This window comes from Olivibacter sp. CPCC 100613 (assembly GCF_036959255.1).
GTDB lineage: Bacteria > Bacteroidota > Bacteroidia > Sphingobacteriales > Sphingobacteriaceae > Olivibacter.
Genome location: NZ_JAWMTI010000002.1, coordinates 200657 through 227165, shown reverse-complemented (window position 1 = coordinate 227165; position 26509 = coordinate 200657). Strand labels below are relative to the sequence as shown.

Here is a 26509-nt window from a genome sequence, read left to right as displayed (position 1 = left end):
CAACCAGTCATGACACCTAAAGGACAAAAATTAGTTACGAATGAAAAATAGATTATTTATAGGCTTTCTAATGGTACTTCCCTGGGTAGCCTGTCAGGATAAAAAATTACCTTATTACGGGGATGCAACGCATCGTATAGCAGATTTCCGTTTTCTCGATCAGGATAGCGTATGGATTAGCAACGAAAGTTTTGTCGATAAGATTTACGTAGCCGATTTCTTCTTTACTAGCTGCCCAACGATTTGCCCGATCATGTCGAAGAATATGCAAAAGGTATCATCCCATTTTAAAGGAAATCCGTCTGTTGCGATCCTTTCGCATAGCATAGACCCCAAGCATGACAGCATACCTGTTTTAAAAAAGTATGCAAGAAAACTGAAGGCAGATACCACGATGTGGCATTTCGTGGAAGGATCTGCAGAACAAGTCTATGAATTGGCAGAAAAATCGTATTTCGCTGCTGCGGCAGAAGAAGAGGATGCACCCGGTGGTTATATTCATAGTGGAAGCTTCGCTTTGGTTGATCAGCACAGACGGATACGAGGAATCTACGATGGAACGGTTGATGAACAGGTGTCCAAACTAATTGAGGATATGCAAATACTCTTAAAAGAAAAGGAAGAAGACAAAAAATAAAACAATAAAGGATGAAATTACAGATTAAGTGGGGCATGGAAAAGCTTTTGCTGATAAGCGTCCCGTTTGTGCTTGCAGCTTGTACAGGCTCAGATAGTAGTACAAGTCAGACCGTGGTAGCGAATCGCAAGTTATCAGCTGCTTCGGGGCAAAGTTCGCGTCAAGAGGTTTTAGTATCACCTTCAGATTTAATGGCAAAAGGTGTGGGACCGATCACTGACTTCAAACCAGCTGCTCTTGATGGAAAACGGCAGGAAAAAGGAGCGAAGCTCTTCGCTGCAAAATGTGCAATGTGTCATCAGATGGATACGAAATTAATAGGCCCTCCTTTACAAGGTGTAACCGATCGGCATACACCTGAATGGGTTTTGAATATGTTGTTGGCACCGGACAAAATGATAGCAGAAGACCCCGCAGCAAAGGCATTGTATAGGTCTTATCAAACACCGATGATTAACCAGCAATTGACGGAAGAGGAGGGGAAAGCGATTTACGATTATTTAAGAAAAAATTAAACAGAATAAGATGCAAACACGAAGAAAATTTATAAAACAAACGGGTAAGGGCTTGTTGGTGACCACCCTCGGTGGCCATTTGCTCGACACGCAAAATATATGGGCAGTGGAAAGGAAAGAAAGTTTATTGAACTTTAAACAAGAGAAATTACCTTATGGCTTCGGCGACTTAGCGCCTTATATTGATGAACGAACAATGGAGATTCACTACACGAAGCATCATGCTACGTACGTTAAATTGATAAACGAAGCGATTCTTGCCGAAAACATAAGCGAGCCTTCAGTCGAAGCATTATTTAAAAGAATGGCGAATTATTCGGCGAAAGCTCGAAATAATGCAGGTGGGGCCTGGAATCATAATTTTTTCTGGGAAAACCTGACACCGAACACTATAGCCCCTAGTGGGAAACTGGCGGATGGGATACGTGCATCTTTCGGTTCTTTTGAACAGTTTAAAGAACAGTTTACAAAAGTTGCGTTGAATCAGTTTGGTTCAGGGTGGGCTTGGTTGGTTGATCGTATGGACCGTTTGGAAATTACATCGACGCCGAATCAGGATAATCCTTTGATGGACTTAGCATCGGTACCGGCAAAACCTTTGTTAGGCTTGGATGTGTGGGAGCATGCTTATTACTTGAAATATCAAAACAGGCGACAGGCGTATATCGACAATTGGTGGCATGTGGTCAATTGGGAGAAGGTCACGGAGCGATTGGGGTAAAGACCCAAGAAGGGATGCGCGCGATCATCCCTTCTTGATTTTTACATACGACTTATGCCAAGCTTACAAAAGTTTACCTGAGAGAAAAAGTGCTGCTACTGAAAAGTAAATAATTAAACCTGTCACGTCAACCAAGGTTGCTACAAAAGGAGCAGAAGCTGTTGCGGGATCCATGCCAAGTTTTCTTAGCAGAAAAGGAATCAATGATCCAGATAGCGAACCCCACAGTACGATGAAAATCAATGCGATAGAAACACTTAGGGCGACCCAAAACCAATATATTCCGTAATTATATATACCTGCTTGCTGCCAAATAAAAATTCGCAAAAAACCAATCATACCGAGTATGATACCAAGCGAAAAACCTGATAGAATTTCTTTACGCATAACGTACCACCAATCGGATAACTTTAACTCACCTAAGGCCATGGCTCTTATGATCAAAGAGGCGGCCTGCGATCCTGAATTTCCACCGCTTGATATAATGAGTGGAACAAACAATGCCAACACAACCGCCTTTTCAATTTCTGCATCGAAGAAGCTCATGGCAGAGGCTGTAAACATTTCACCTATAAAGAGAATGATAAGCCACCCGGCCCTTTTTTTAACTAAATCGACGAGCGAAGTTTGGGTATAGGATAGATCCAAACCTTCCACACCTCCGAATTTTTGAATGTCTTGCGTATCCAATTCTTTCATTTTATCCAAAATATCATCGGAAGTAACAATACCTACCAACACCCCTTTTTCAGTTGTAATCGGCAAGGCAGCACGATCGTACTTTTCAAAAATATCCAATGCCGGTTCAATGGGAGTCGTGGTGGTAATGGAAATAAAACTTTCATCCATCAATTTTCGGAGCATATCTTCCGGTTCGGCCATCAGTAGTTGACCAATCCGCAGGTCATCAATCAATTTATTCCGGTGGTCCACGATGTAAATATGATTGAGCGTTTCGGCTTTTTTGCCAAATTTCTTAATATGGCTAAAGACCTGTTGTACCGTCCAGTCGGCTCTAGCCTGTACATAATTAGGTGTCATCAGTCGGGCAATGCAATCGACGGGATACCCGATCAAATTTAAAGCGACTTCTTTTTCGTCATCATTCAATAAATTAATACTACGTTTAATCAAGTCGTCGGGAAAATTTTCGAACAAGGACGTACGATCATCGGGCTCTAAATTATTCAAGACCTCAGCAACGTCTCGGTCACCTAAACTTTTGATGATCTCTTTTTGCAGATCAATGGTTAGATAGGAAAAAACAGCTGTTTTTTGTTCACCATGTAATTTGAGGAAAACGATGTTTCTTTCTTTACGATCAAGTAGGGTGATTTGTTCAGCAATGTCTGCAGGATGGATTTCTTGAAAAGTGTTCATTTCTTGATGATTTACAGATAAACGATGCAAAATTGAAAAGTAGGGAACCATCCGACGTTATCAATTCCACACAGCTGAAAAGAATCCGTGGTTTAGTGCGTGCGTTTTTTTATGATATAACTGGGACCTGTATCCATTTTTTTAATTTTTCTCCGTTTGCAAATATAGGATTAATTTATAACGAAAACGCTTAGGGATACCTTGGAAAGTAATTAGAATTTTATTAGAAGGGTGAGTTAAATGCTGATCTAAATGGTTGATAATAAGCAAGTGTTCATCATGCTGTTCAGAATAAGAAATGTTTTCACAAAGAGACATCCTAAACTATCGCATATTTAGCACAGCGTAGTGTGTACTTTTTATAAATAAGAAGTCTGAGATCTTAAGTTTGTTTTTCAGAAAGGAGGTTTCGTGTAAGATAACAGCCTTTATGTGTAAAAAATTTCAATTTGCATAGTCCATTGGTTTTCTTTGTGAAAGACTGCGCTATAAATGCGCACTGTATGGCAAAACAACTAGGTCGCTGTGTGCCTTCTCTTATGAAAAATGTTAAGGGCAAAATTATGTATACAGTAGGTTTTATTAGAAGATGTTATCCCGATGTATTGATCAATCCCGTTCCTTGCAGGAGCTTTGCAGAGCTGCTGAAGTGGTTTGATCAATATGTAAATGAAGAAGGGAATTATGTACATAAAAAATACGTAATTGACACGTTCGCCGATACGTTGGAAAAGGAAAATGCAGTTATCATTAATCTAGATAATGGTATTGCGCTTGTCTTTTCTGTTGCTGATCGATTTGGGAATGACGTTCGTCAGCATGTACATTTTAATTAAGAAATGCTGCCTGGTAAAAACTGAATGATGGTTAAAGCCCCGTTGACCACATGGACGTTGTTACGTCTCCCCTAAACATATGCTTGTCATTTATCCTCATCTTTTAACGCTTATTTTTTTGTCTTTTTTGGATGTATGAAAAATAATCGTATGTTTGACATTTAATAGCCGTTTTTTACTAACCATTTCTAGATAAACCTGATGGCGATGCAGGCGAACCAATATGATTCCCTTTTAGATAAGGAGCTAATCGGTATGTTGATCGATAGTGATAAGCAAGCCTTTGATGCGTTATATTATCGTTATTCATCGGTGCTTTTCCGTTATTTGAGCAAGTTATTGGCTGATGAGGAAATGATACAGGATATAATGCAGAACATATTTGTGGCTTTATGGGAACGGCGAAAATCTTTATCACCCATCGCATCGTTGAAAGGATACCTCCTCCATTGCGCCAAATATCAGGCGATTGATGTTATCCGAAAACAGATAAAACATCGTGCTTTTGAACAAGATTACCGATTTTCTGCTACATCCGTTTCACCTATGGACTTACATACGGCGAGGGAACTTGCGCTATTTTTAGATACCTGTACGCGTGCACTGCCAAAGAAGACAAAGGAAATTTTTGATTTGAGCAGAAACGAACAGCTGAATCATAATGCGATCGCTGCGAAATTACATATTGCTCCAACTACGGTAAAGAAGCAGATTAGTAATGCACTTAAATTTTTACGTTGTAAGTTAGCTACCACTGCTTTTTGGAATGATATCCTTTTTTTAATCGCCCTATCGACAACTTTATAAAAAAATGAAAATTTTTATACTCCCTTAAGCCATCTTTCACGACTTAAGTGAAATGAAAGATCATGGACCCCAATAAAATAGCCGATCTACTTAAAAAATACATGAACAATGACCTTAGCGAAGAGGAACGGTTGCACGTTGATGCCTGGATTGATCGGCGACAAAAAACTGAGAGGTATGATCAAGAGGACTTTGTGCTGAAAAAGCAAGTAAAGAAGAAAATCGATAAACAGATTCAATTGAACCGATATAAGCGGATTGCGGCAAAAGCATCGATAAGTGTTGTTTGTTTTGCTCTTTGTTTTACCGGGATCAACTATTGGCTGAGCGACATCAAACAAAACGATGCCAAAGAGTTCGTCATTTCTGCGCCAAAAAATCAAAAAATACGAATCCGTATGGGAGACGGTTCCGTTATTATTTTAAATGAAGAGAGCAAATGTAGTTATTCGAAAAATTTTGGTCTCAAGGAGCGAAAAGTGACTCTTCTGGAAGGTGAGGCTTATTTCGATGTCGCCGCCAATCGGCATAAGCCTTTTGTTGTGGAAACGAAGCAAAGTCAAACCATGGTTCTCGGTACTGCCTTTAATATTAATACAAAGGCGAGTATGGAAACCGTAACACTCAGAAAAGGTAAAGTTGCTGTTACCGTGAAGGCACCCGAAAAACGAACGAAACCACTTTATTTAAATCCGAATGAACAGGTGCTCATTATGAACGATCAAGCACCGATCAAGCAGCCCGTAGATGCTTTGTTGGCAAGTAATTGGAACCGAATTTATTTTGAAGACCAAACCATCGTGGAAGCAGTTGTAAAACTGGCTCAAGTTTATGGGATACAGATTGTTATAAAAAATAAAAAACTAAACCATGTCCGGTTTTCCGCAAGCTTTAATCTTTCAGATAAGCCAGTTGATATTATCTATGAACTAGCGAAAGCCAATAATTTTCAATATACATGGAATGAACATCAAGAGGTAACCTTATACTAAATATCAATTAATGGAATAAAAGAAAACGAAATGAAAAAATAGGAACAGAACATAGTGTCCTGTTCCTGATGGCATGATTTTGCAACGCGAATCACCTAATCATGCCTATTCAGTAAATATGCCAATTAACCGAACAAATTAAAGATATGGAAATCTATATTAAAATGCCCACATTGATAAAAAAATGGCGGGATACCCTGGGTTTATTATGTATTATTTTATGTTTACAGATACCTTTTGTTTATGGGGAGGCCAAGGAAAAACAGTCGCTGCGTGAAACCAGGGTAACTATTCATAAAAATAGTGCTTCTTTGAAAAGTATATTACAAGAACTTGGAAAACTGACAGGTTTGCGCATCATCTATAACGAAGCACTGGTAGATGCTTACCCAAAATTACACGTAGCTGCAGAGAAGGAGCAACTGTCAGTTGTGCTCGATCATCTTTTGAAAAGCACCAAGTTAAGCTATGAATTGCGGAGCGAAAGTCTCATTATCAGCGAAAAAAAGCAAAGCCGCCAATCACCTGCTGTAGAGGAAAAGAGCAGCGCAAAACCTTTACAGACACGTCAAATCAAAGGACTTGTAGTGGACCAAAATGGAACAACCCTGCCTGGGGTGAGTGTAAGGCTTGATGAAACAAATCGGGGCACGACCACCGATGAAAATGGGGCTTTTCATTTGGCAATTCCCGAAAATGCCAAACGGCTAATCTTTTCGTACATGGGATTTCGTACAGAGGAAATACTCCTTACCGAAGCCAATACCCTTAACGTCGTTTTGCAAAGTCTCGAAAATAACTTGGAGGAAGTGGTAGTTATTGGTTATGGAACCCAACGCAAGGGTGATCTTACCAGCTCAGTAGCGACCGTTAAATCGGAAGATTTCCTAAAGGGGGCTGTTAGAGACGCCGGTCAACTGATCCAAGGTAAGGTAGCGGGTTTAACGATTACGAACCCAAGTGGTGATCCGACAGCGAATACGCAGGTTCTGCTCAGGGGGAATACAACGATACTGGGAGCCAATTCGGATCCTCTTGTATTGATCGATGGAGTACCAGGTACTTTCAATACCGTGGCGCTGGAAGATATTGAGAGTGTAGATGTACTGAAAGATGGCTCTGCAGCTGCGATTTATGGCACAAGAGGAACCAATGGGGTGATCTTGATTACGACAAAGAAAGCGAAAGGTGATGGAATTAACCAGGTGGACTATGGAGTTTATGCCAGCACTGCGCAAATTGGTCGTAAACTGGATATGTTGACGGCCGCTAATTATAGAACACAGATTGCTGCAGGTGAGCGGGATGCATCTTGGGACTTAGGAGCATCTACCGATTGGTTGGACGAAATTACAAGCGCTCCGATAAGCCATGTGCACAACCTCGCTTTTCGCGGAGGAAATCATCAAACCAATTACATCGCTAGCCTCAACTATCGGGCCCTGCAAGGAATATTCAAAAAGTCGGACAACAACGTCTTTCAAGGACGACTGGAGATAAATCAATCTTTATTTAACGATAAAGTAAACGTTAATTTCAGTATGATCGGTAATCAAACTAATTACACCGCTACTGCTGACGGATATGGTTTCAATGCCTATGTATACCGACAAGCGCTCATCAGAAACCCAACGGCGCCCATTTATGATACAGAAGGCCATTGGCAAGAGCAACCCGGGCTCTTTGAGTACGAAAATCCCTTGGCCCGTCTTTACGAAAGTGATGGTAAACAAGAAATTTCAGAAATGCGCTATAATGGTAATATCAGCTACAAACCCATTGCCGATTTGAAATTAAATGCGCTTTTATCTTATGTAAAAAGCCAACAAAATGGCGGGTATTATGAAACTAAAAATCATATATCTACCCTGCGCGACGGTAGAAATGGCTATGCCGCTGTAGGCTCCAATGCAAACATGACCAAATTAATGGAACTGACTGCTCAATATAGCAAGGAAATAAAGGGGCATTCCTTTAATTTATTGGGCGGATATAGTTATCAGGAAACGGATTACACCTCGCAAAAAATGACCAATTGGGATTTTCCGACAGATAATTTCAGCTACCATAATATAAGTGCAGGGAGGGCTTTAAAAGAAGGTTTGACGGAGGAAATAACAGCCCGAAGAACAACCAATTTAATCGGTTTCTTCGGTCGGCTTACCTATTCTTACCAAGATAAATATCTATTACTGGCAAGTGTTCGGCATGAAGCTGCAAGTCAGCTGTATGGAACCCAAAGCCCTTGGGGTACGTTTCCGGCGATTTCCCTTGGATGGCGATTAACCAAAGAACCCTTCATGCAGAATCAGCACCTTTTCGATGATTTAAAGTTTCGTGCCGGTTATGGGGTGACAGGGAGTCAGCCAGACGCCTCCTTTTTAGGAGTAGCCTTGCTGAATTACGGCGATTATTTCTATTCCAATGGGAATTGGATACAGACCTTGGCCCCTTCGCAAAACCCAAATGAATACTTGCGCTGGGAAGAAAAGCATGAAACCAATTTTGGCGTGGACTTTAGCATGTTTGACAGCCGGGTCAGTGGAAGTATTGATCTATACAACCGCGACATAAATGGATTGCTTTACGATTATGCCGTGCCCAGTCCGCCAAATTTATATAAAACCACCAGAGCCAACGTAGGTAAAATGCGCAATAGAGGGGTAGAAGTTCTCCTATCCTTCAATCCCATTAGAAAGAAGGAGTTTAATTGGTCCACTTCCATTAATTTTTCGACCAACAGCAATGAATTGATCAGCCTGTCAAATGAATTGTATCAATCTTCAAGTGATTATTTTATGACCGGGTGGATTAGCGAACCGGTTAAGACCGAATCACATATTGTGCGTGTGGGAGATAAAATCGGCAATTTTTACGGGTTTAAAGTGATAGATGTTTCGGACGATGGTAAATGGATTTATGAAGGGAGAGATGGCAATCCGGTTGCCTATGATGATTTTACAAGAGCGTTTGAAGACAAGAAAGTTATTGGAAATGGACTTCCTAAATGGTATGCGGGATGGAACCATTCATTTCAATACAAACGATTCGATCTGAACATCAGTATGCGTGGTGCCTTTGGTTATCAAATTATCAATGGGGCACGGATGTATTATGAAAATACAAATTTAGAACAGTATAACCGTTTAAAATCTGCTTATGACAAAATTTATGGGAAAGCCATATTAAACAAACTTGTACCCGGTGAGTTCAATAGCTATTATGTGGAGGACGGCGATCATTGGAAAATCGATAACATTACATTGGGCTATACCTTTAAATCTGATACATGGAAAGGTGTGAAGAGTTTACGCGTATACGCATCCAGTCTAAACACTTTCATTATAACCGGTTATAAGGGGATCGATCCCGAAGTCAGTCGCGCCGGGCTCAACCCGGGATACGATAATCGCGATCAGTATCCAAGTATTCGCTCATTCACGATAGGAGCGAATCTTAGCTTTTAAAGGTTTATGGGTTTACAAAATTTAAAGGGCACGTTTAATTAAAATAAAAATGAGAACTAAAATATTCTTACTGGGGCTAATGATATCGTTATTGACGATGAATTTATCCTGTACCAAACTGAAAGATGAGAGCTATGATCGTGTTATTGCCGATGATTTTGTTGCTTCAGGCAATGATCTGATTGCACTCATTGGGTCAGCCTATGTTCCATGGAGGCAAACCATGTTATTATGGAATGGCGTGGTAAGAGCGCAAATGCTTACCGCTGATCAGGACGTATTACCCGCACGTCCGAATGGCTGGGTAGATGGAGGCGTATACAAGCGCTTACACCAACACAAATGGACTTCAGAAGACGAAGTCGTACGAAATTGTTGGGAAAGAACTTATGTTGGGGTGAATAATTGTAATCGGATTATTTATCAGATCGAATCAGGAGCAGTGGCTGTTCCCGACTCCCGCGAACAAATATTGGCCGAATTAAAAGTACTGCGCGCGTCTTATTATTATTTGCTATGCGACCTTTATGGGAACGTTCCATTAGTTACACAATTTGACGTACCTGAAGGATACTTGCCGGAGCAGAATAGTCGACAAGAAGTGTACGATTTCATTGTGACGGAGATCACCCAAAATATCGATCAATTAAGTGAAACAGTGGGTGGCGATTTTTATGGTCGCTTCAATAAGTGGGCAGCCTATACCTTATTGGCAAAGGTCTACTTGAATGCAGAAGTCTATACAGGAATCGGTCATTATGCGGAGTGCATTGAAGCCTGTAATCGGGTTATCGAAGCTAACAAATATGCTTTAGAGGCTAATCAGTCCAATGTTTTTGCCACCCATAATGAAAATTCCATCGAGATTATTATGGCTTTAGCATTTGATGAAAACTATGTAAGTGATTGGAATGCTTTTGATTTTCACATGTACACCTTGCAGCCGGCCAACCAAGCTACTTACAACTTTACCGCAACGCCTTGGGGTGGTGTTTGTGTCACGCCGCAGTACATAAATTCATTTGATCCCGACGATAATCGGTTGGCAGCCAATTTTATACAAGGACAACAATATTCTTCCACCGGCGCAACCTTGAATTGCACCATGGGAGCTTACGCCGGGAGACCCTTGAGTTATATAAATGAAGTCCCTAGCATCGATGAATCACAGGAAGTTCACGGATTACGCTGGGGTAAGTTCGAATATGCACAAGGCATAACCAATCGTTTAAGTAATGATTGGCCCTTGCTTCGATATGCAGATGTTCTGTTGATGAAAGCAGAGTCTTTACTTAGAACAGGACAGCAAGAAGAGGCCGCCACGCTGGTAAGCCAAGTAAGGGAGCGTAATTTTAAGAGCAATCCGGAAAAAGCAAAGGTAACAGGAGCGCAATTACTAGCGGGAAGCACCTATGATTATGGTAGAAGAGATCTTAATGCAACTACGCATGAAGGAGGGGCTGATGTTAAGTTTGGGAGATTGCTCGATGAATTGGCCTGGGAGTTTACGCAAGAGGGAAGGCGCAGACAAGACATGATCCGTTTTGATGTCTTCACCAAGAAGTCATGGTTTTCACACGATCCGAGCGCCGATTCCAAAAAATTGTTTCCCATTCCAAATTCAGAGTTACTAACTAATAATAAACTGAAACAGAATCCGGGGTACTGATGTACCCTGTTTTCAATCTGGAACATCCGTTAATAATTGTAAATTAGTTCTATAAAGTGATTTTTCTTTCATGAATTATATAAAAAATATGCAACGTATAATATCTTATTTAACGCTTGTCCTGTCGGTTATTATGTCCATAAATGTCAAGGCACAGCAAGACTCATCTGGATCTAATTTTGTTAGGGTGGATCTTCAGAAGAAGATTGCTCCGATGAAACCAATATGGGCTTGGTTTGGATACGATGAGCCAAACTATACCTACATGAAAGATGGTAAAAAACTCCTTTCAGAGCTAGCTGATCTGAGCCCCGTGCCGGTGTATGTGCGTACGCACAGTCTGCTGGTGAGCGGTGACGGTACTGCCGCGCTAAAATGGGGTTCCACGAATGCCTATACCGAAGATGAAAATGGGAACCCGATCTATGACTGGACAATTATCGATCGCATTTTTGATACTTATATTCAACGAGGGATGAAACCTTTGGCCCAAATAGGTTTTATGCCTGAAGATTTGTCATCCAATAACCCAAAACCTTATAGGCACCATTGGAAACCAGGTGACCCTTATTCGGATATAATTACCGGTTGGGCCTATCCTCCCAAAGATTATAATAAGTGGCGTGAACTGATCTATCAATGGGTAAAACATGCCGTAGCGCGTTATGGAAAAGAGGAAGTGGAATCGTGGTATTGGGAGGTATGGAACGAACCCAACGGATATTATTGGAAGGCTGGTCAGGACGAATTTTTTAAGCTTTATGATTATGCGGCAGATGGTGTTAAACGCGCGCTACCGACCGCTAGGATTGGAGGGCCTAATATTGCGGGAACATCGAGTAAGGGGGCGATCGAATGGATGAATAATTTTATAAATCATTGTATTTCAGGTGTTAACTATGCTACCGGAAAGAAAGGCTCACCTTTAGATGCATTGCTTTTTCATGCCAAGGGATCACCCAAGCTGGTAGATGGTGTTGTTCATATGAATATGGCACCACAAATGCGCGATATTGCAACCGGCTTTCGTATAGCTTCTTTTTATCCCGAAACGAAACACTTACCGCTCATCATTGGTGAATCTGACCCGGAAGGGTGTGCCGCTTGTGGTATGGCGACAAACCCGGAAAACGCCTACCGCAATGGAACCATGTATTCGAGTTATACCGCGGCATCTTTTGCGAGAAAATACCTACTGGCCGACCGTGCCAACGTGAATTTCTTAGGTGCGGTATCTTGGTCCTTCGAATTTGAAAATCAACCTTGGTTTTATGGATTTCGAGATTTGGCAACAAACGGGGTTGATAAGCCTGTACTCAATGTTTTTAGAATGTTTGGCATGATGCGCGGCGATCGTATATTGGCAGAAAGCAACCGAATGTACCCTTTGGAAACTGTACTGGATTCGAGCATTTGTGGAGCACAGACAGATATTGGTGCTATGGCCACGAAAGAGGCAAATGCTGCCGCTGTCATGGTGTGGAATTATCACGATGTGGATAAACAAGGACCAGCAGAAATGGTTCATGTTGTCATGGATCACGTGCCTGTAAAAAGCGCAAGATTAACGATCTACTTGATTGATGATGAAAATAGTAATTCATACGTATTGTGGAAAAAAATGGGGTCTCCGCAAAAGCCTACACAAGAACAAATTGCCAAACTCGAACAGGCAGGGCAATTAGCATGTGTTTCGAGCAAGTTGATCCAAATAAATGCCGGAAAAACGGAAATACCTTTGCAATTGAAACGGCAAGCAGTGGCCCTTGTGAAATTGGACTGGTGATGTTTATAGGTAGATCGAAGCGACGGAAATTGGAGGGTGGTTTGTTCTTGATTAAATTGCTGGTTTACTTTAAAGAAATTTCATTTTCGACAAATTTTAGATATTTTTAACCGGTATAAATCAATTTATAATATCGAAATGATTCGTCGCGTATGTTGTTTGATTGTCTTTCTAATCCCTTGGATCTATGGTTGGACACAAATACCGCTTAATCAGCATAAATATCTTGATAGCCTGGTCTCGGTCTTAAAACAGCATACCTCCGATAGTATTAAAGCGCGAACTAGCTTTCTTTTAGCGGAGTATTGGTCTGCTAAAGATAGTGTAAAGGCTGAAGCATATTTAGACAGGGGCCGAAAGCTCAGTGAAAAATACCCTTATTTACAAGGAATTCGCTATTATTTTGAAGCGGTTTTCCAATCGGATCGGGAGAAAAGCGAAGCGATTTATCTAAAAGCCGATTCTCTGCTTAAAAAATTCAGCACACCGGATGCTTATTTATTTCGATCGAAGGTATGGCGTAGAATCGGTTTTTTGAAGCAATTGGATGACGATGAAAAGGCCTTTACTGATGTGCTGGTCAATAAAGCAATTCCCTTTGCCGAGCAATCGGGCGACCAATCCTTAGTGGGTGATCATTACCTCGCTATGGGGATTGTTTTCAAAAATAAACGTCAATTAGAAAAATCGGAAAAATATTGCCTAAGAGCGATCGGCATTTTACGTGGAGTACATGCAGAGCCGGGTCTGCTGGCAAAAGCTTATGTTACCAACGCTGAAAATTATGTTTTTTTAGAAACCTATCCGAAAGCAAAAGCAATGCTCGATAGCGCCTACGTATTACTAGCCCCTTTTCCAGCGTCGGAACACTTTCTACGCTATTATATGATTGAAGGGATGTACTTTACGGTGGTAAGGAGTCCTGCCAAAGCATTGGCTAGCTTAGACAAGGGAGTTGCATTGGCGAAAAAACTTGCCCTATCATACGATGAGCAGAGCCTCATTTTCCAAAAATTTTATGTTTACTATGAAAATGGTGACTATGGAAAAGCAAAGGAGGTGCTTCAACAGTTGTTGCATCGAAAGGAATTTATGTCGCTTTTAGTGAATAGATTACAGATCTATGAAGGATTGGCAGAAACTAATGTGAAACTGAAAGACATGTCTTCCGCATATAGCTGGCTAAAACAATATAGCCTATTAAGTGATAGCCTGAATGCCAGTAAGTTGAAGAATGATATCCATGCACTGGAAGTAAAATTCAGGAATGCCGAGAATGAAAAGAAAATCAGTGAATTGAAAGCTGAGAATGATCGAGCTATTCTGGAAGCACGTAGTAATCGTCTTTTTAATTGGTTGCTGGGCTTATTGAGTCTTTTTTTACTCTTGGTGTCGGTTTTCTCTTTTTGGTACTATCGCAATAATAGGAAATTATCAGAACAGAAGGAGCTTAATTACCAACAACAGTTGAAAGAAGTAGAACAACAGCGACAATTGGCCTATAGTTCGGCATTATTAGAAGGTGAGGAGAAGGAGCGCCGACGTTTAGCACGCGACTTACATGATGGTTTGGGCGGGCTTTTGGCGAATGTAAAGATTCATCTCTCGGGATTGGAAGCAAAGTCTGATGCGGAAGTAATTGTCGACGATTTAGGCGGTATCATCAATGAAGTAGATGGCTCGCTGACTGAGCTACGGCGAATTGCACATAACATGATGCCCATGGCCTTGATTAAATTCGGCCTGGAAATAGCTTTGGAAGATCTCTGTGATTTTTTTAGAAATGAAGTAACCTATATTACTTTTCAGGCTTTTAGCGTACAGAAGGATATACCCGAACAAGTACAAGTAAGTATCTACCGAATTATACAAGAACTGTTAACAAATGCTGTGCGTCATGGAAAAGCCAGTAACATTGTATTGCAATGTAGTCAAAATGAAAATCGGTTCTTTATTACAATGGAAGATAATGGTAAAGGTTTTGATAAAGGGGTGTTGGCAACGAAAAAGGGCATTGGCTTGAGCAATATCGAGAGCAGGGTGTCCTTTTTGAAAGGGAGCTTAGAAATTGACTCGATCGTTAATGAGGGTACTTCCGTAAATATTGAACTACCGGTGCGATAAATCAGCTTGTTTTATTTTCATTTGATAATAGTATCATCCAGAATAGCAAGGGCCAGTGGTAGGTGTTTTGTAAAAAGCACCCGACCAAAAACAGCGGTAATTATACGAATTTATAAACAGAAAATATGACTTATCCTACGCGTATCGCATTAATTGCGGCTTTGGGCGGTTTTCTTTTCGGCTTTGAGACAGCCGTTATTTCAGGAGCAGAACGCACCATTCAAGAATTTTGGAACCTCGATGCCTTTTGGTTGGGATTCACTGTTGCGGCAAGCTTGATCGGAACGGTACTCGGTTCGTTGATTATAGGTTCTCCCGCACAAAAGTATGGAAGAAAAAAAGTACTCATCGGTATCGCCTTATTTTATTTACTCTCTGCAATCGGTTGTGCTTTGGCTCAACAGTGGTTTTTATTTGTTTCGTTTCGGTTTTTAGGTGGAATCGCTGTAGGCGCGTCATCGGTAGTAGGTCCCATGTATATTGCCGAAATATCTCCTGCGCAAAGTAGAGGACGTCTAGCAGGCATGTTTCAACTTAATATTGTTGGTGGTATACTTGTTGCTTATCTTACCAATTACCTTTTATCGGCTACAGGTGAAGAAAATGCCTGGCGTTACATGTTGGGCGTAATGGCTGTTCCCGCGGTGCTGTTCTTTCTCTTGCTTCAGTTGATACCGGAAAGCCCAAGATGGTTGGTGTTGAATGGTAGAGATACGGAGGCAGAGCGGGTTTTTACGCGGTTGGGGGAACAGGGCGCTTCACAGCTTATTCGAGAGGAGCACCGATTAGCAGCTGACGGTACGCGTGAAAGTTTGTTCAATGGTAAATATAATAAGCCCATTTTTTACGCCATCTTGTTGGCGATGTTCAATCAATTATCGGGTATTAATGCTATTTTATATTATGCCCCCAGGATTTTTGAAATGGCTGGTTTTAATAAAGCAGATGCCTTCCAACAATCAGTATATATAGGACTGGCGAATTTTCTTTTTACAGCATTGGCCATGACCGTGATTGATCGCTTTGGAAGGAAGCGCTTGCTCTTAATGGGCGCGGTTGGAATGGTCGTTTTTCTGGCCTTAACCGCTATCTCATTTAGTAACCCTGAAGCAGCTGATAAGCACGTAATTATCTATTTAATAGGATTTATTGCCTTTTTTGCTTTTTCACAAGGAGCCGTTATCTGGGTATTCATCTCTGAAATTTTTCCCAATGCAGTTCGCTCGCAAGGAGGATCACTGGGAAGCTTTACCCATTGGATCATGGCTGCAATTATTTCGTGGGTGTTTCCGATTATTGTAGAGGGAAGTCCGCTGGGTGGATTTTATTCTTTTGTCTTCTATGGAGCCATGATGTTGCTTTCTTTTCTGTTCATTTGGCGCGTAATGCCCGAAACAAAGGGTAAAAGCTTGGAAGAAATACAGCGGGAATTAGGTGTTTAATTCTTTAGGTGAGGAGAATCGGGGATGCTATAGGTAGTTGTACCAGGATCGCTATCCATCTTCTATTCAGGTGATATCCATATGGGGTACGCCTTATAGAGATCGAGGAAAACGACAATAGAAGGTGAATGGAAAGCGAAGGATAGGTGGAGTTGACGTGGACTTAATGTGGACTTAAGGTGGACTTAATGCAGATTTGATAGACTTGAAAAGTCAATTGAAAGTGTTGAATAAAGAGAAGAAAAGCTTGTGTAAAGCTACGAGAAAGAATTGAATAAATTACTATCTTAGGCCTGACCTTTTTATATAATCTGAAATGTTAAAACACCTTCTTATTCGCTCGGCTTCACAAGGGATATGGTTATTTCTACTGAGCATTTCTTGTTGTTCATTCGCTTTCGGGGAAACCCAAGTAAATAGTTTATTTAGTGATCATATGGTGCTCCAGCATGGCGTATCCGTACCTGTTTGGGGTACGTCGACGGCTACATCTGTCAGTGTCCGTTTTAATGGGCAAGAACATAAAACCATAGTTTCCGAGGGTAAATGGATGGTTAGGCTTAAACCAATGGATGTTTCCAAAACCGCTTTAACGATGGAGGTTTTTGCGGATGATACAATTCGTGTTCATGACATTTTGATTGGCGAGGTATGGCTTTGCAGCGGGCAGTCGAATATGGAACGTCAACTTGGACCAAGGCCACCGCAACGGCCTGTTGATAACTGGGAGGCAGAACGGGATCAAGCAAATTATCCCCTGATTCGCCAGTTTTATGTCCCCTTAAAGTACGCTGAAATGCCGGAGGAAGATGTTTTCGGAAAATGGAGTGTATGCGGTCCATCAACGGTTTTTGACTTTTCAGCGGTGGGATACTTTTTCGCTAAAAATTTATATAAAAAATTGGAGGTGCCGATTGGTATCCTGTTTTCGGCTTTTGGCGGAACACCTGCAGAAGATTGGACAAGTAGGGCAGCTCTGGAAAATAATCCCGAATTGAATAAACTGGTCGAAAATTATGTTAAAACAATGAATGTGGGCTATCAGCCAAAAGGGCAGCGTATTGCCGGTTTATATAATGGAATGATCTATCCCTTGCTTCATTTTCCTATAAAAGGTGTGGCTTGGTATCAGGGTGAATCTAATAATGACAGGGCATCACAATATCAGCTCGTTTTAAGTAATATGATTCAAAATTGGCGAAAGGATTTTAATCAAGGCAATTTTCCTTTTTTAATCGTGCAAATTGCACCTCATAAGAATATGAAACCAGCGCTAAGAGAAGCACAGCGAAAGGTGACAGAACGGGTGCGCAATACGGCCTTAATCGTAACAACAGATTGTGGTGATGCAAATGATATTCATCCGACCAAGAAACAGCCTGTAGGTGAACGCTTGGCACTTGCTGCTGCGGCGTTAGCTTATCAAGCTAAAGAAGAGTACCAAGGGCCAATGTATTCTTCCTACAAAGTAAAAGCGAATAAACTGTACTTAAAATTTAAGCATACCGGAAAAGGATTGGTAAGCCTTCCGCAAAACGAGAAATTAAAAGGATTTGAGCTTGCTGGAGCGGATGGGATATACTATCCCGCCACTGCTTCCATCGAAGGTACTACAATTGTGTTAAGTAACGATCAGGTAAAAAGCCCAAAGCATGCCCGTTATGGCTGGGCAAATGTGCCTGATGTAAACTTTTATAATAAAGAAGGTTTACCGGCATCTCCTTTTATTACTGAAAACGCTGAACAGAAAAACTAGCTGATTGTTTCCGGTCACCATTAAATAGTTGATAAATAGAGAATTTATTTAAAAAAATGTTACCTTGTCTTCGCCTATTTAAAGATATCCCCCGCGAACGGCATTATTACAAGCTTCTCCATAAACACACGATACCAAGATAAGACAAACAAACTACCTTCTTCGAGGTGAATCCAGGGTGAGTCCACGTGGTGTTTCTATTTAAAGAACATTTATTTTAGTCAATTTTATTTACGTTTTGTCTTGATGATTTTTTTATTTCATCTCTCTTTACCTTGATGCAAAGAGAGGCAAACATCAAGGCTGCACATCCTTTCGCTAAAGATTTAGGCCCAATGTTGAATCCTGTGGAGCCGCTCCTTCCCGCTAGTCTTCCCCCTCGCTTCTTCACATGATTTTTTGTCCTCGGCTATCCTAAATCTTCTTCACGCTCATGCTGTGAGGCCGTTTTGCCCTACGCACTGTAGCCTGGTATCAGCACTGCCGTTCCGAAGGACGTCAATGGCCTAGTCTGTGGAGGCAGCAACCGGCAGTCAAAGATGCCCCTTCACCATTATCGTGCGAAGCAGATGGTAATGAGTGAATCGACGAACGGAGGGCATGCCATTGCGCAAGAGGGTGGCTCCGATTCACGGATGGGCATCTGACCACGAGTTGCAACGGAATAGACAAGCCTAAGCACCTTGCCCCACTTGGGTGCGTCCAAGTGGGATGTATAAAATAAATGTTCTTTTTTAAAGGCGAAATCCCTGATTACCTCGGTGTTTATATTAAAAGCGAAATTCCTACTACAGCTGGAATTGAACCTACATACCCTGCCTTTTTTCAAGCTTTTATTGGATATATCGGATAGGAGTGATATATTTGATATATAATTGTTAATATAACACTTATTTACTAACCAGTTGAGGCACTTTAACGAAGGAAGTATGAAAGCGACGAATTTCAGTTCTCCAAAACGCGTTATCAATTAACCTTTAAAATTCTTTTCGAAGACATAACACAATCTATGAATAATAAAAAATTGACAACGACTTGCGGTTTTGAAAGACGACCTATTTTTTTCATTATATTCTGTCTACTAATGGCGCTATATACGCCCGCGGTAGCCCAGGAAGAGGCGATGAAACTTTTTCCGTTGACGTCAATTAGATTAAATGAGGGGCCTTTTAAAGATGCACAGGAAACGGATCTTCGCTACATGTTGTCTTTGAACCCGGATCGTCTATTGGCGCCATATCTCAGAGAGGCGGGGTTGAAACCAAAAGCTGATAACTATGGTAATTGGGAGAATACGGGCCTGGATGGCCATATTGGTGGACATTATCTGTCGGCACTATCCTTGATGATGGCCGCGACAGGTGACAAGGCTATTGAAACACGACTGGCCTATATGTTAAGCGAACTGAAACGTTGCCAGCTGCAGGATTCAGCGGGTTACATAGGAGGGATTCCGGACGGTAAAAGGATGTGGAACGACATAAAAAAAGGAAAAATAGACGCCCAATCTTTTTCGTTAAATGGTAAGTGGGTTCCCATTTACAATATTCACAAACTCTTCGCCGGCTTAATCGATGCCTATCGTTATACAGGAAATGAAGAAGCCCGGCAAATGGTTTTTAAATTAGCCGATTGGTGGTTGGATGTTTTTAGCGGACTTAGTGATCAGCAAATACAAACCATATTACGTTCAGAACATGGTGGGATCAATGAAGTGTTTGCCGATTTGGCACAAATAAGTGGTGAACAGAAGTATCTTGTAATGGCAACGAGACTCTCTCATCGTTCGATACTGCAACCATTATTGGCGGGTGAGGATGCGCTTAGCGGTTTACATGCAAATACACAAATTCCTAAAGTAATCGGCTTTGAAAAGATAGCAGCTTTAGCAGATAGCGTAAGCTGGGTGAGCGCTGCTCGTTTTTTTTGGGATACGGTTGTTGAACATCGTACGGTGTCAATCGGAGGAAATAGTGAAAGTGAACATTTTCATTCACTGAATAGCTTCGCAAAAATGTTGTCGTCGCGTGAAGGCCCTGAGACGTGTAATACGTACAATATGATGAAGCTCTCGAAAGATCTTTTTTTGCTAAATCCTGAGCGGAAATTTATTGATTATTATGAGAAAGCTACGTATAATCATATTCTTTCTTCACAACATCCTATGCAAGGAGGTTTCGTGTACTTTACCCCTATGCGACCAAATCATTACCGAGTTTACTCACAGGCGCAAGCATGTTTTTGGTGCTGTGTAGGAAGTGGACTGGAAAACCACGGTAAATACGGCGAATTAATCTATTCCCATAAAGGGAACGATCTATATGTAAACCTTTTTATTCCTTCCCAACTTAAGTGGCAGGAAAAAGGGCTTTCTTTGCAGCAACACTCTAATTTTCCCTACGAGCAAAAAAGTGAGATTGTAATGGATGTGGACAAGGCTATGACCTTTTCTGTTTTTATTCGTAAACCCAAGTGGGCCGGTGAGGAAAGTGTTAACTTACTGGTAAATGGAAAAAAGACTCCTTATAAAGAAAGCAATGGATACTGGGAAATCAACCGTCAATGGAAAGGACGGTCAAGTATTACGTTTGATTTGCCTATGGCAATACAGGCCGAGTTTCTGCCAAGTGGCGAGCCTTGGGTTTCTTATACCTACGGTCCGATTGTATTGGCTTCAAAAAATGGAACGGAGGATCTTAAAGGGCTTTTTGCAGATGATAAAAGAATGGGACATATCGCTTCCAGTGCCCTGTTACCGGTAGACGAAAATCCATTGTTGGTGTCCGAAACCAGGGAGGTAACAAGTTTTGCACGGGTAGTAGATAAAGACCGACTCTCGTTTGAACTCGATCACCTTACTAAAAATGGCCGGAAAGTAAAAGTTGGTCTACAGCCTTTCTTTAGTTTACACGATGCACGTTACACGATCTATTGGCGTGTTGTCAATGCACAATCGCTCGATAGCATTCGTCGTGTCGCCCGTCAACGCGAGGAAGAGCAACTGAAGCTTGATGAGCAGACCGTGGATGTTGTGTCCCTGGGAGAACAACAACCGGAATCTGATCATCATATGCAGCAAGAAAATACCTATACGGGTGTATCGGGTGATGAGCATTGGCGGGCAGCAAACGGATGGTTCAGTTATGAAATGAACAACAATGACAGGCTTGCGACAAACATAAGAATTAAGTTGCTACCTAACCCAAGCTCCTGTTATGAACTTTGGGTAAATGATCGGCTACTAAAACCGCTTAGCCAGACCCGGAAATCGGAAGACACGGCCATCGCTGTTTATCCACTGGATCAGTCATTGACCAATCAGGATAAATTAACGGTACGCATGAGGGCTTGTAAAGAGAAAAATACCGATAAAATTATCGAAATAAGGTTATTAAAATAAGACAACCGTAAACCTTAAATACGAGCAAAAAAAACAGAAAAAACTATATATCCGGTTATCAATGAAAGTAAAAAAAATTTTGATGCTGTTGAGCATCACTTTTGTCGTCTTCTGTACGGATTTGAGGGCCGAAAGCCTTCATTCCGGGAAAGAACCAGACTCTGCTTATCTCTTTTCTTATGCTTCCCTAAAGGATGGCGGGCGGAATGGCTTGCATTTTGCCTGGAGTGTCGATGAAAAAGACTGGCACGCGATCGGTCCTGAACATAGTTATGTCCGCTGTGATTATGGAACTTGGGGAGCGCAGAAGCGGATGCTTGCACCTTTTCTGTTTTTTGGACCTGATAAACTGTGGCACTGCGTGTGGTCGGTAAATGAAGCCGATGGTGTTGTTGCACATGCGGCATCAAAAGATCTGGTGTATTGGGAACGCCAATCGTATCCGATTCTGATGCAAAAGGGAAATTGCTTATTTCCAACTATTTCTTTTGATACCAAAAGCCAGCAGTTCGTAATTGCATGGATGAGTAAAAAAGGAGATGACTCGGCAGACTATGTCAGTCATACAAAAGATTTTAAGAATTATTCACCCGTTGAGCCTACAGCTAAGAACGGAATAGACAGTAGACAAACTATTCGTATAGGAGAGATGGAGGAAAGTGGAACGGTACATAAGGTTTCGTGGCATGTTATTGAAACTGTACTGAAAGCAGCGCAACACGCTGCTTATGAACAACAACTGTGGTCGGAAAAAACAGCGGATGATGCCCATCGTTTTGCTTCACTTAAGCCAGTGGATGCACATATTAAAATTAACAAAAATGAAGGAAAGAAAATCAGTGATCTGCTGATGGGTGTTTTTTTCGAAGATATCAATTATGCTGCTGATGGTGGTTTATATGCCGAACTTATACAGAATAGAGATTTTGAGTACCGCTTAAGTGATAAAAAAGGAAAAGATAGTACCTGGAATAGTTATAAAGCTTGGACCCTAAAAGGTGAAGGGACTCTTAAAATTGACAGTGTCGCCCCCTTGCATCAGAATAATGCACATTATGCTGTATTCAACGTAGAGCAAACGGGAGCGTCGCTGGTCAATGAAGGTTTTGACGGTATTCCGGTTAAGGCCGGCGAGCGTTATAACTTCTCGCTGTTTGTAAAGGCACAAAAGGGGATCAATAACCTGTTGATTCGCTTAATAGACAAAGAAGGTACCGTTCTTGGGGCGATAAACATGCGCGATATAAAAGGAGAATGGAAAAAATATGAAGCAACGATTTTAGCCAAGAGGGGAGCTTCAGATGCCTATTTGGAAATCATTCCACAAGAAACGGGTTCCTTAGCGCTTGATATGATCTCCTTATTTCCGGAAAAAACCTTTAAAGGGAGAAAAAATGGTCTACGTGCGGATCTAGCACAGGCGATTGCTGATCTTCATCCCCGTTTTGTTCGTTTTCCGGGGGGATGTGTAGCCCATGGCGATGGCTTGGAAAATATGTATCGTTGGCCGCATACCATTGGGCCATTGGAATCCAGGATACCACAACGAAACCTGTGGAATTACCATCAAACAGCTGGTTTGGGCTATTTTGAATATTTTCAATTTTGTGAAGATATTGGTGCCGAACCGGTGCCGGTAGTGCCTGCCGGTGTGCCTTGTCAAAATTCGTCCGCCGGTGGGGCAGGGCAACAGGGGGGGATACCCTTGGAAGAGATGGATGCTTATATACAAGAAGTATTGGATTTAATTGAATATGCAAATGGGGATGTGAACACCGAATGGGGAAGTAAACGAGCGGCTGCAGGACATCCGAAACCCTTCTATCTTAAATACATTGGCATAGGAAACGAAGACCTTATATCGGATATTTTTGAAGAAAGATTTACCATGATCTTCAATAAAGTAAAGGAAAAATACCCTGAAATAACAGTAATTGGTACCGTTGGGCCTAGTTTTAAGGGCACGGATTACACGGAAGGATGGAATATTGCGAATCAACTTCAAGTGCCGATGGTTGATGAGCATTATTATCAATCACCGGGTTGGTTTATCCATAATCAAACGTATTATGATAAGTATGACCGTAATCGTACAAAGGTTTATTTAGGAGAATATGCCGCACATTTACCGGGAAGACCGAATAATTTGGAAACTGCTCTGGCGGAAGCTTTGCATTTAACAAGTTTAGAACGGAATGGAGATGTGGTCAGTATGGCTTCGTATGCACCCCTATTGGCAAAGGAAAATCATACACAGTGGAATCCGGACCTTATCTATTTTAATAATACAGAGGTGAAACCAACGGCAGGTTACTTTGTTCAGCAACTGTACGGACAACATGCGGGCGACACGTACCTTCCGACAGAACTTAAGCTGTCGAATAACGAAGACGCGGTGAAAAAACGACTGGCAACATCAGTTGTGCTGGATAGTAAGACAGGTGATGTGATCGTTAAAATAGTTAACTTATTACCGGTTTCGACGCATGTTGTTTTGGATTTACAAAGTTTGGGAATTCTTTCGACGGAAGCATTGAAAATTGCGCTAACAGGTAATCCAACCGATAAAGATGTAAAGCCAAACCGTAGTAAGATTTTGGTGCGCGATGATTTTAAAGATGAACTCCCCGCTTATTCGTTCACTGTATTTCGCTTCCAAACTAAGTAGCGGGGAGAATTTTATTTTAGATCAATCGGTAATTTATAGGTTCGTTTACCGGTGGCTGCATAGATTGCATTGCATAGAGCAGGGGTGAAGGGTGGAACCGGAGGTTCGCCAACACCCGTCGGTTTTGCTTCGCTATCTACAATGTGCACATGGATTTGACTGGGTGACTCCGGCATACGAATCAATTGGTAAGTGTCAAAGTTGTTTTGTTCTACCGTACCATTTTTGACCGTAATCTGGCTTTTTAGTGCAATGCTGGATGAAAATTGAGCCCCCCCTTCGAATTGCGACTTAATGCGGTCTACATTAACAGAGGTACCGCAATCCACCGCATAATGGACTTGTGGAATGCTGATCTTTCCATTGGAATCAACCTTCACTTCTACAATACAGGCAACATAGGTCAGAAAACTTTTATGGGCAGCGAAGCCTAAGCCGGAACCTGTCGGTAATTTTTTACCCCAGCCTGCCTCTTTAGCAACTCTTTCGATGACCTTTTTCATACGGACGGTTTCCCAGGGATAGACACTGATATCCTCTCCGTAATTGCCGTATTTTCCGTTTACCATTTCCTGATCAAAAGTAATGGATCGATCGGAACCCAGCAATTCCAGGGCTTGTTGAACGGGATCTACGCCACGCGCTTCCGCTAGTTCGTCGAGCATGGTGGCTATCGCAAAAACCTGTGGTATATTGCGTACTGAGCGTAGCCAACCGATTCTTAAGTGTGCTTTTGCATCATGAGTTTCTACACGTATAGCAGGTACATTATAAGGAAAATCACTTGCGCCTTGTCCTAATTCTCCATCTGCGGGCTGTAACACGGAGGCATCAAAGGTTGCGCTGATCGATGGGTAAGCGATATGGTGATTCCAGCCACTTATTTGATTGTTTTGATCAATAGTGGCTGTAATATGCTGTACACTTAGCGCATGAAAAAAATCGTGATGCAGATCGTCTTCACGAGTCCATTGTACTCTAATGGGAAAACCGGATTCTTTGGCGAGCACAGCGGCCTCTACAATGAAGTCCGGTTTAGATTTTCTCCCAAAACCTCCACCCAAAAGTGTTACATTTACTTTAACCTGTTCTATCGGTATTCCCAATGCTTGTGCAATCGCATCCCTAGCTCCTTGTGGATGTTGTGTTGGTGCCCATACTTCACAATTGCCATTTTTTACGACCGCTAGGGCGTTGGGGGGTTCGATGGTTCCATGCGCCAGGTAAGGGGTTATATAGGTGTGCTCAATAATTTTCTTCGCGTTGGTTTTTGCCTGATCGAAGTTTCCTCGATTTCTTCTGACGGTACCTTTTTTAAGCACTTCTTTACTTAGTTCCTCTAATTGCTGATTGGAGTCATATGTTGCGTGGTCGCCCAGATCCCATGTTATCTCCAAGAGGTCACGCCCTTTGATGGCTGCCCACGTGTTTTCAGCAATTACGGCGACACCACTCAATGGTTTTTCAATGGTTGGAGGGATATCTCCACCTTTAATTGGAATGGTTTTCAACACACCAGGCACCGCTAATGCTTTTTTGTCGTCATAAGACTTTACCTTTCCGCCTAGCACGGGGCAACGTTTAACAACGGCGATCTTCATATCGTCAACGACGGCATCAATACCAAAGATAGCTGTACCACTAACAATTTCATGTAGATCGATAATGGGGGTTGCCTTACCGATCAAAGTGAACTGTTGTGGATCTTTGAGTTTAATCTCTTGTATTGTTGGAATAGCGAGGCTTTTAGCAGCTTCCACCAATTTTCCAAAATCGATCGATTTCCCCGAAGCCTTATGTACGACTTCATTATTAATCGTGTCGCATTCTGTAACAGGTACTTGCCATTGTTTCGCCGCCGCTTGTATCAATAGCAACCTGGCAACCGCACCGGCTTCCCGCATGGGTTTGTAAAACATTCTAACCGAGAAAGAACCGTCGGTATTTTGACTTCCGTATTTCTTCTCATCACCTTCTGCCTGCACGATACGAACTTTGCTCCAGTCGGCACCCAGTTCATCGGCTACAATCAATGGAAGTGAAGTGCGAATGCCTTGCCCCATTTCCGAACGGTGAGCAATGATGATGACCTCGCCCTTCGACGTAATTTGTAGATATACATTGGGTGCTAGGGAGGTGATTTTTTTTCCATCTTCATTACAGCTGAAAAAATTTACACCAAGTACAAAACTGCCGGTTAGTATACCGCCAATTTTTAGAAAATCTCTTCGAGACGCTTTAAAGATTTGTGAACTAATGTTCTGCAATTCCTTTTTTGGGGATGTTGGTATATTCATGGTATCGATGGC

16 protein-coding genes are annotated in these 26509 nt (G+C 41.7%); 14 read left to right on the top strand and 2 right to left on the bottom strand.

Annotated features, from left to right (window positions below):
* The first annotated feature begins 40 nt into the window (after nt 1–40).
* From RYH73_RS07355 to RYH73_RS07345, 3 genes are read left to right on the top strand one after another with little or no spacing between them, the layout of a single operon-like run.
* Nucleotides 41–637, top strand: coding sequence for an SCO family protein (locus RYH73_RS07355; protein WP_335312772.1), 597 nt, complete (start codon nt 41–43; stop codon nt 635–637).
* A gap of 11 nt (nt 638–648) precedes the next feature.
* Entirely contained in the window at nt 649–1152 is a 504-nt protein-coding gene (locus tag RYH73_RS07350) for a c-type cytochrome (RefSeq protein ID WP_335312771.1), read from the top strand.
* Nucleotides 1153–1162: 10 nt separating this feature from the next.
* On the top strand, nt 1163–1873 hold the full coding sequence (locus RYH73_RS07345) for a superoxide dismutase (RefSeq protein WP_335312770.1): 711 nt from the start codon (nt 1163–1165) through the stop codon (nt 1871–1873).
* 63 nt (nt 1874–1936) lie between these two features.
* Here the strand turns inward: RYH73_RS07345 and mgtE are convergent, their stop codons facing one another.
* The gene (gene mgtE / locus RYH73_RS07340; protein ID WP_335312769.1) at nt 1937–3253 is read right to left on the bottom strand and encodes a magnesium transporter; all 1317 of its coding nucleotides are present in this window, start codon (nt 3251–3253) and stop codon (nt 1937–1939) included.
* A 503-nt stretch (nt 3254–3756) separates the two neighbouring features.
* On the opposite strand from mgtE, the gene RYH73_RS07335 reads away from it, so the two are divergent.
* The 11 genes from RYH73_RS07335 to RYH73_RS07285 all read left to right on the top strand — a co-directional run bounded on the left by RYH73_RS07335 (nt 3757) and on the right by RYH73_RS07285 (nt 24200).
* Nucleotides 3757–4089: a hypothetical protein gene (locus RYH73_RS07335; protein WP_335312768.1), complete on the top strand. Its 333-nt coding sequence runs from the start codon at nt 3757–3759 to the stop codon at nt 4087–4089.
* A gap of 207 nt (nt 4090–4296) precedes the next feature.
* Nucleotides 4297–4896: an RNA polymerase sigma factor gene (locus tag RYH73_RS07330; RefSeq protein ID WP_335312767.1), complete on the top strand. Its 600-nt coding sequence runs from the start codon at nt 4297–4299 to the stop codon at nt 4894–4896.
* A 62-nt stretch (nt 4897–4958) separates the two neighbouring features.
* Nucleotides 4959–5888, top strand: coding sequence for a FecR family protein (locus RYH73_RS07325; RefSeq protein WP_335312766.1), 930 nt, complete (start codon nt 4959–4961; stop codon nt 5886–5888).
* Nucleotides 5889–6034: 146 nt separating this feature from the next.
* Complete coding sequence (locus RYH73_RS07320; protein WP_335312765.1) at nt 6035–9355, top strand: SusC/RagA family TonB-linked outer membrane protein; 3321 nt, start codon at nt 6035–6037, stop codon at nt 9353–9355.
* Nucleotides 9356–9404: 49 nt separating this feature from the next.
* The gene (locus RYH73_RS07315; RefSeq protein ID WP_335312764.1) at nt 9405–11024 is read left to right on the top strand and encodes a RagB/SusD family nutrient uptake outer membrane protein; all 1620 of its coding nucleotides are present in this window, start codon (nt 9405–9407) and stop codon (nt 11022–11024) included.
* A gap of 88 nt (nt 11025–11112) precedes the next feature.
* Nucleotides 11113–12810: a GH39 family glycosyl hydrolase gene (locus RYH73_RS07310; RefSeq protein WP_335312763.1), complete on the top strand. Its 1698-nt coding sequence runs from the start codon at nt 11113–11115 to the stop codon at nt 12808–12810.
* Nucleotides 12811–12948: 138 nt separating this feature from the next.
* Entirely contained in the window at nt 12949–14934 is a 1986-nt protein-coding gene (locus RYH73_RS07305) for a sensor histidine kinase (RefSeq protein WP_335312762.1), read from the top strand.
* A gap of 125 nt (nt 14935–15059) precedes the next feature.
* Nucleotides 15060–16376 carry a sugar porter family MFS transporter gene (locus RYH73_RS07300; RefSeq protein ID WP_335312761.1) on the top strand — a complete coding sequence of 439 codons (1317 nt, stop codon included), beginning with the start codon at nt 15060–15062 and terminating at the stop codon, nt 16374–16376.
* 316 nt (nt 16377–16692) lie between these two features.
* A complete protein-coding gene (locus RYH73_RS07295) occupies nt 16693–18132 on the top strand; it encodes a sialate O-acetylesterase (protein ID WP_335312760.1) in 1440 nt (479 codons plus the stop codon).
* Between the two features lie 1009 nt (nt 18133–19141).
* Nucleotides 19142–21532 carry a glycoside hydrolase family 127 protein gene (locus RYH73_RS07290; RefSeq protein WP_335312759.1) on the top strand — a complete coding sequence of 797 codons (2391 nt, stop codon included), beginning with the start codon at nt 19142–19144 and terminating at the stop codon, nt 21530–21532.
* A 61-nt stretch (nt 21533–21593) separates the two neighbouring features.
* Nucleotides 21594–24200 (top strand): alpha-L-arabinofuranosidase C-terminal domain-containing protein, encoded by a 2607-nt coding sequence (locus RYH73_RS07285; protein WP_335312758.1) that lies wholly within the window; start codon nt 21594–21596, stop codon nt 24198–24200.
* Between the two features lie 11 nt (nt 24201–24211).
* Here RYH73_RS07285 and RYH73_RS07280 read toward each other — a convergent pair whose 3' ends face one another.
* Complete coding sequence (locus RYH73_RS07280; protein ID WP_335312757.1) at nt 24212–26497, bottom strand: xanthine dehydrogenase family protein molybdopterin-binding subunit; 2286 nt, start codon at nt 26495–26497, stop codon at nt 24212–24214.
* Nucleotides 26498–26509 lie beyond the last annotated feature (12 nt).

What these genes read in the sequence shown, in the direction of transcription:
- RYH73_RS07355 (WP_335312772.1), top strand. Translation starts at nt 41, where the DNA reads ATGAAAAATAGATTATTTATAGGCTTTCTAATGGTACTTCCCTGGGTA.
- RYH73_RS07350 (WP_335312771.1), top strand. Translation starts at nt 649, where the DNA reads ATGAAATTACAGATTAAGTGGGGCATGGAAAAGCTTTTGCTGATAAGC.
- RYH73_RS07345 (WP_335312770.1), top strand. Translation starts at nt 1,163, where the DNA reads ATGCAAACACGAAGAAAATTTATAAAACAAACGGGTAAGGGCTTGTTG.
- mgtE (WP_335312769.1), bottom strand. Translation starts at nt 3,253, where the DNA reads ATGAACACTTTTCAAGAAATCCATCCTGCAGACATTGCTGAACAAATC.
- RYH73_RS07335 (WP_335312768.1), top strand. Translation starts at nt 3,757, where the DNA reads ATGGCAAAACAACTAGGTCGCTGTGTGCCTTCTCTTATGAAAAATGTT.
- RYH73_RS07330 (WP_335312767.1), top strand. Translation starts at nt 4,297, where the DNA reads ATGCAGGCGAACCAATATGATTCCCTTTTAGATAAGGAGCTAATCGGT.
- RYH73_RS07325 (WP_335312766.1), top strand. Translation starts at nt 4,959, where the DNA reads ATGGACCCCAATAAAATAGCCGATCTACTTAAAAAATACATGAACAAT.
- RYH73_RS07320 (WP_335312765.1), top strand. Translation starts at nt 6,035, where the DNA reads ATGGAAATCTATATTAAAATGCCCACATTGATAAAAAAATGGCGGGAT.
- RYH73_RS07315 (WP_335312764.1), top strand. Translation starts at nt 9,405, where the DNA reads ATGAGAACTAAAATATTCTTACTGGGGCTAATGATATCGTTATTGACG.
- RYH73_RS07310 (WP_335312763.1), top strand. Translation starts at nt 11,113, where the DNA reads ATGCAACGTATAATATCTTATTTAACGCTTGTCCTGTCGGTTATTATG.
- RYH73_RS07305 (WP_335312762.1), top strand. Translation starts at nt 12,949, where the DNA reads ATGATTCGTCGCGTATGTTGTTTGATTGTCTTTCTAATCCCTTGGATC.
- RYH73_RS07300 (WP_335312761.1), top strand. Translation starts at nt 15,060, where the DNA reads ATGACTTATCCTACGCGTATCGCATTAATTGCGGCTTTGGGCGGTTTT.
- RYH73_RS07295 (WP_335312760.1), top strand. Translation starts at nt 16,693, where the DNA reads ATGTTAAAACACCTTCTTATTCGCTCGGCTTCACAAGGGATATGGTTA.
- RYH73_RS07290 (WP_335312759.1), top strand. Translation starts at nt 19,142, where the DNA reads ATGAATAATAAAAAATTGACAACGACTTGCGGTTTTGAAAGACGACCT.
- RYH73_RS07285 (WP_335312758.1), top strand. Translation starts at nt 21,594, where the DNA reads ATGAAAGTAAAAAAAATTTTGATGCTGTTGAGCATCACTTTTGTCGTC.
- RYH73_RS07280 (WP_335312757.1), bottom strand. Translation starts at nt 26,497, where the DNA reads ATGAATATACCAACATCCCCAAAAAAGGAATTGCAGAACATTAGTTCA.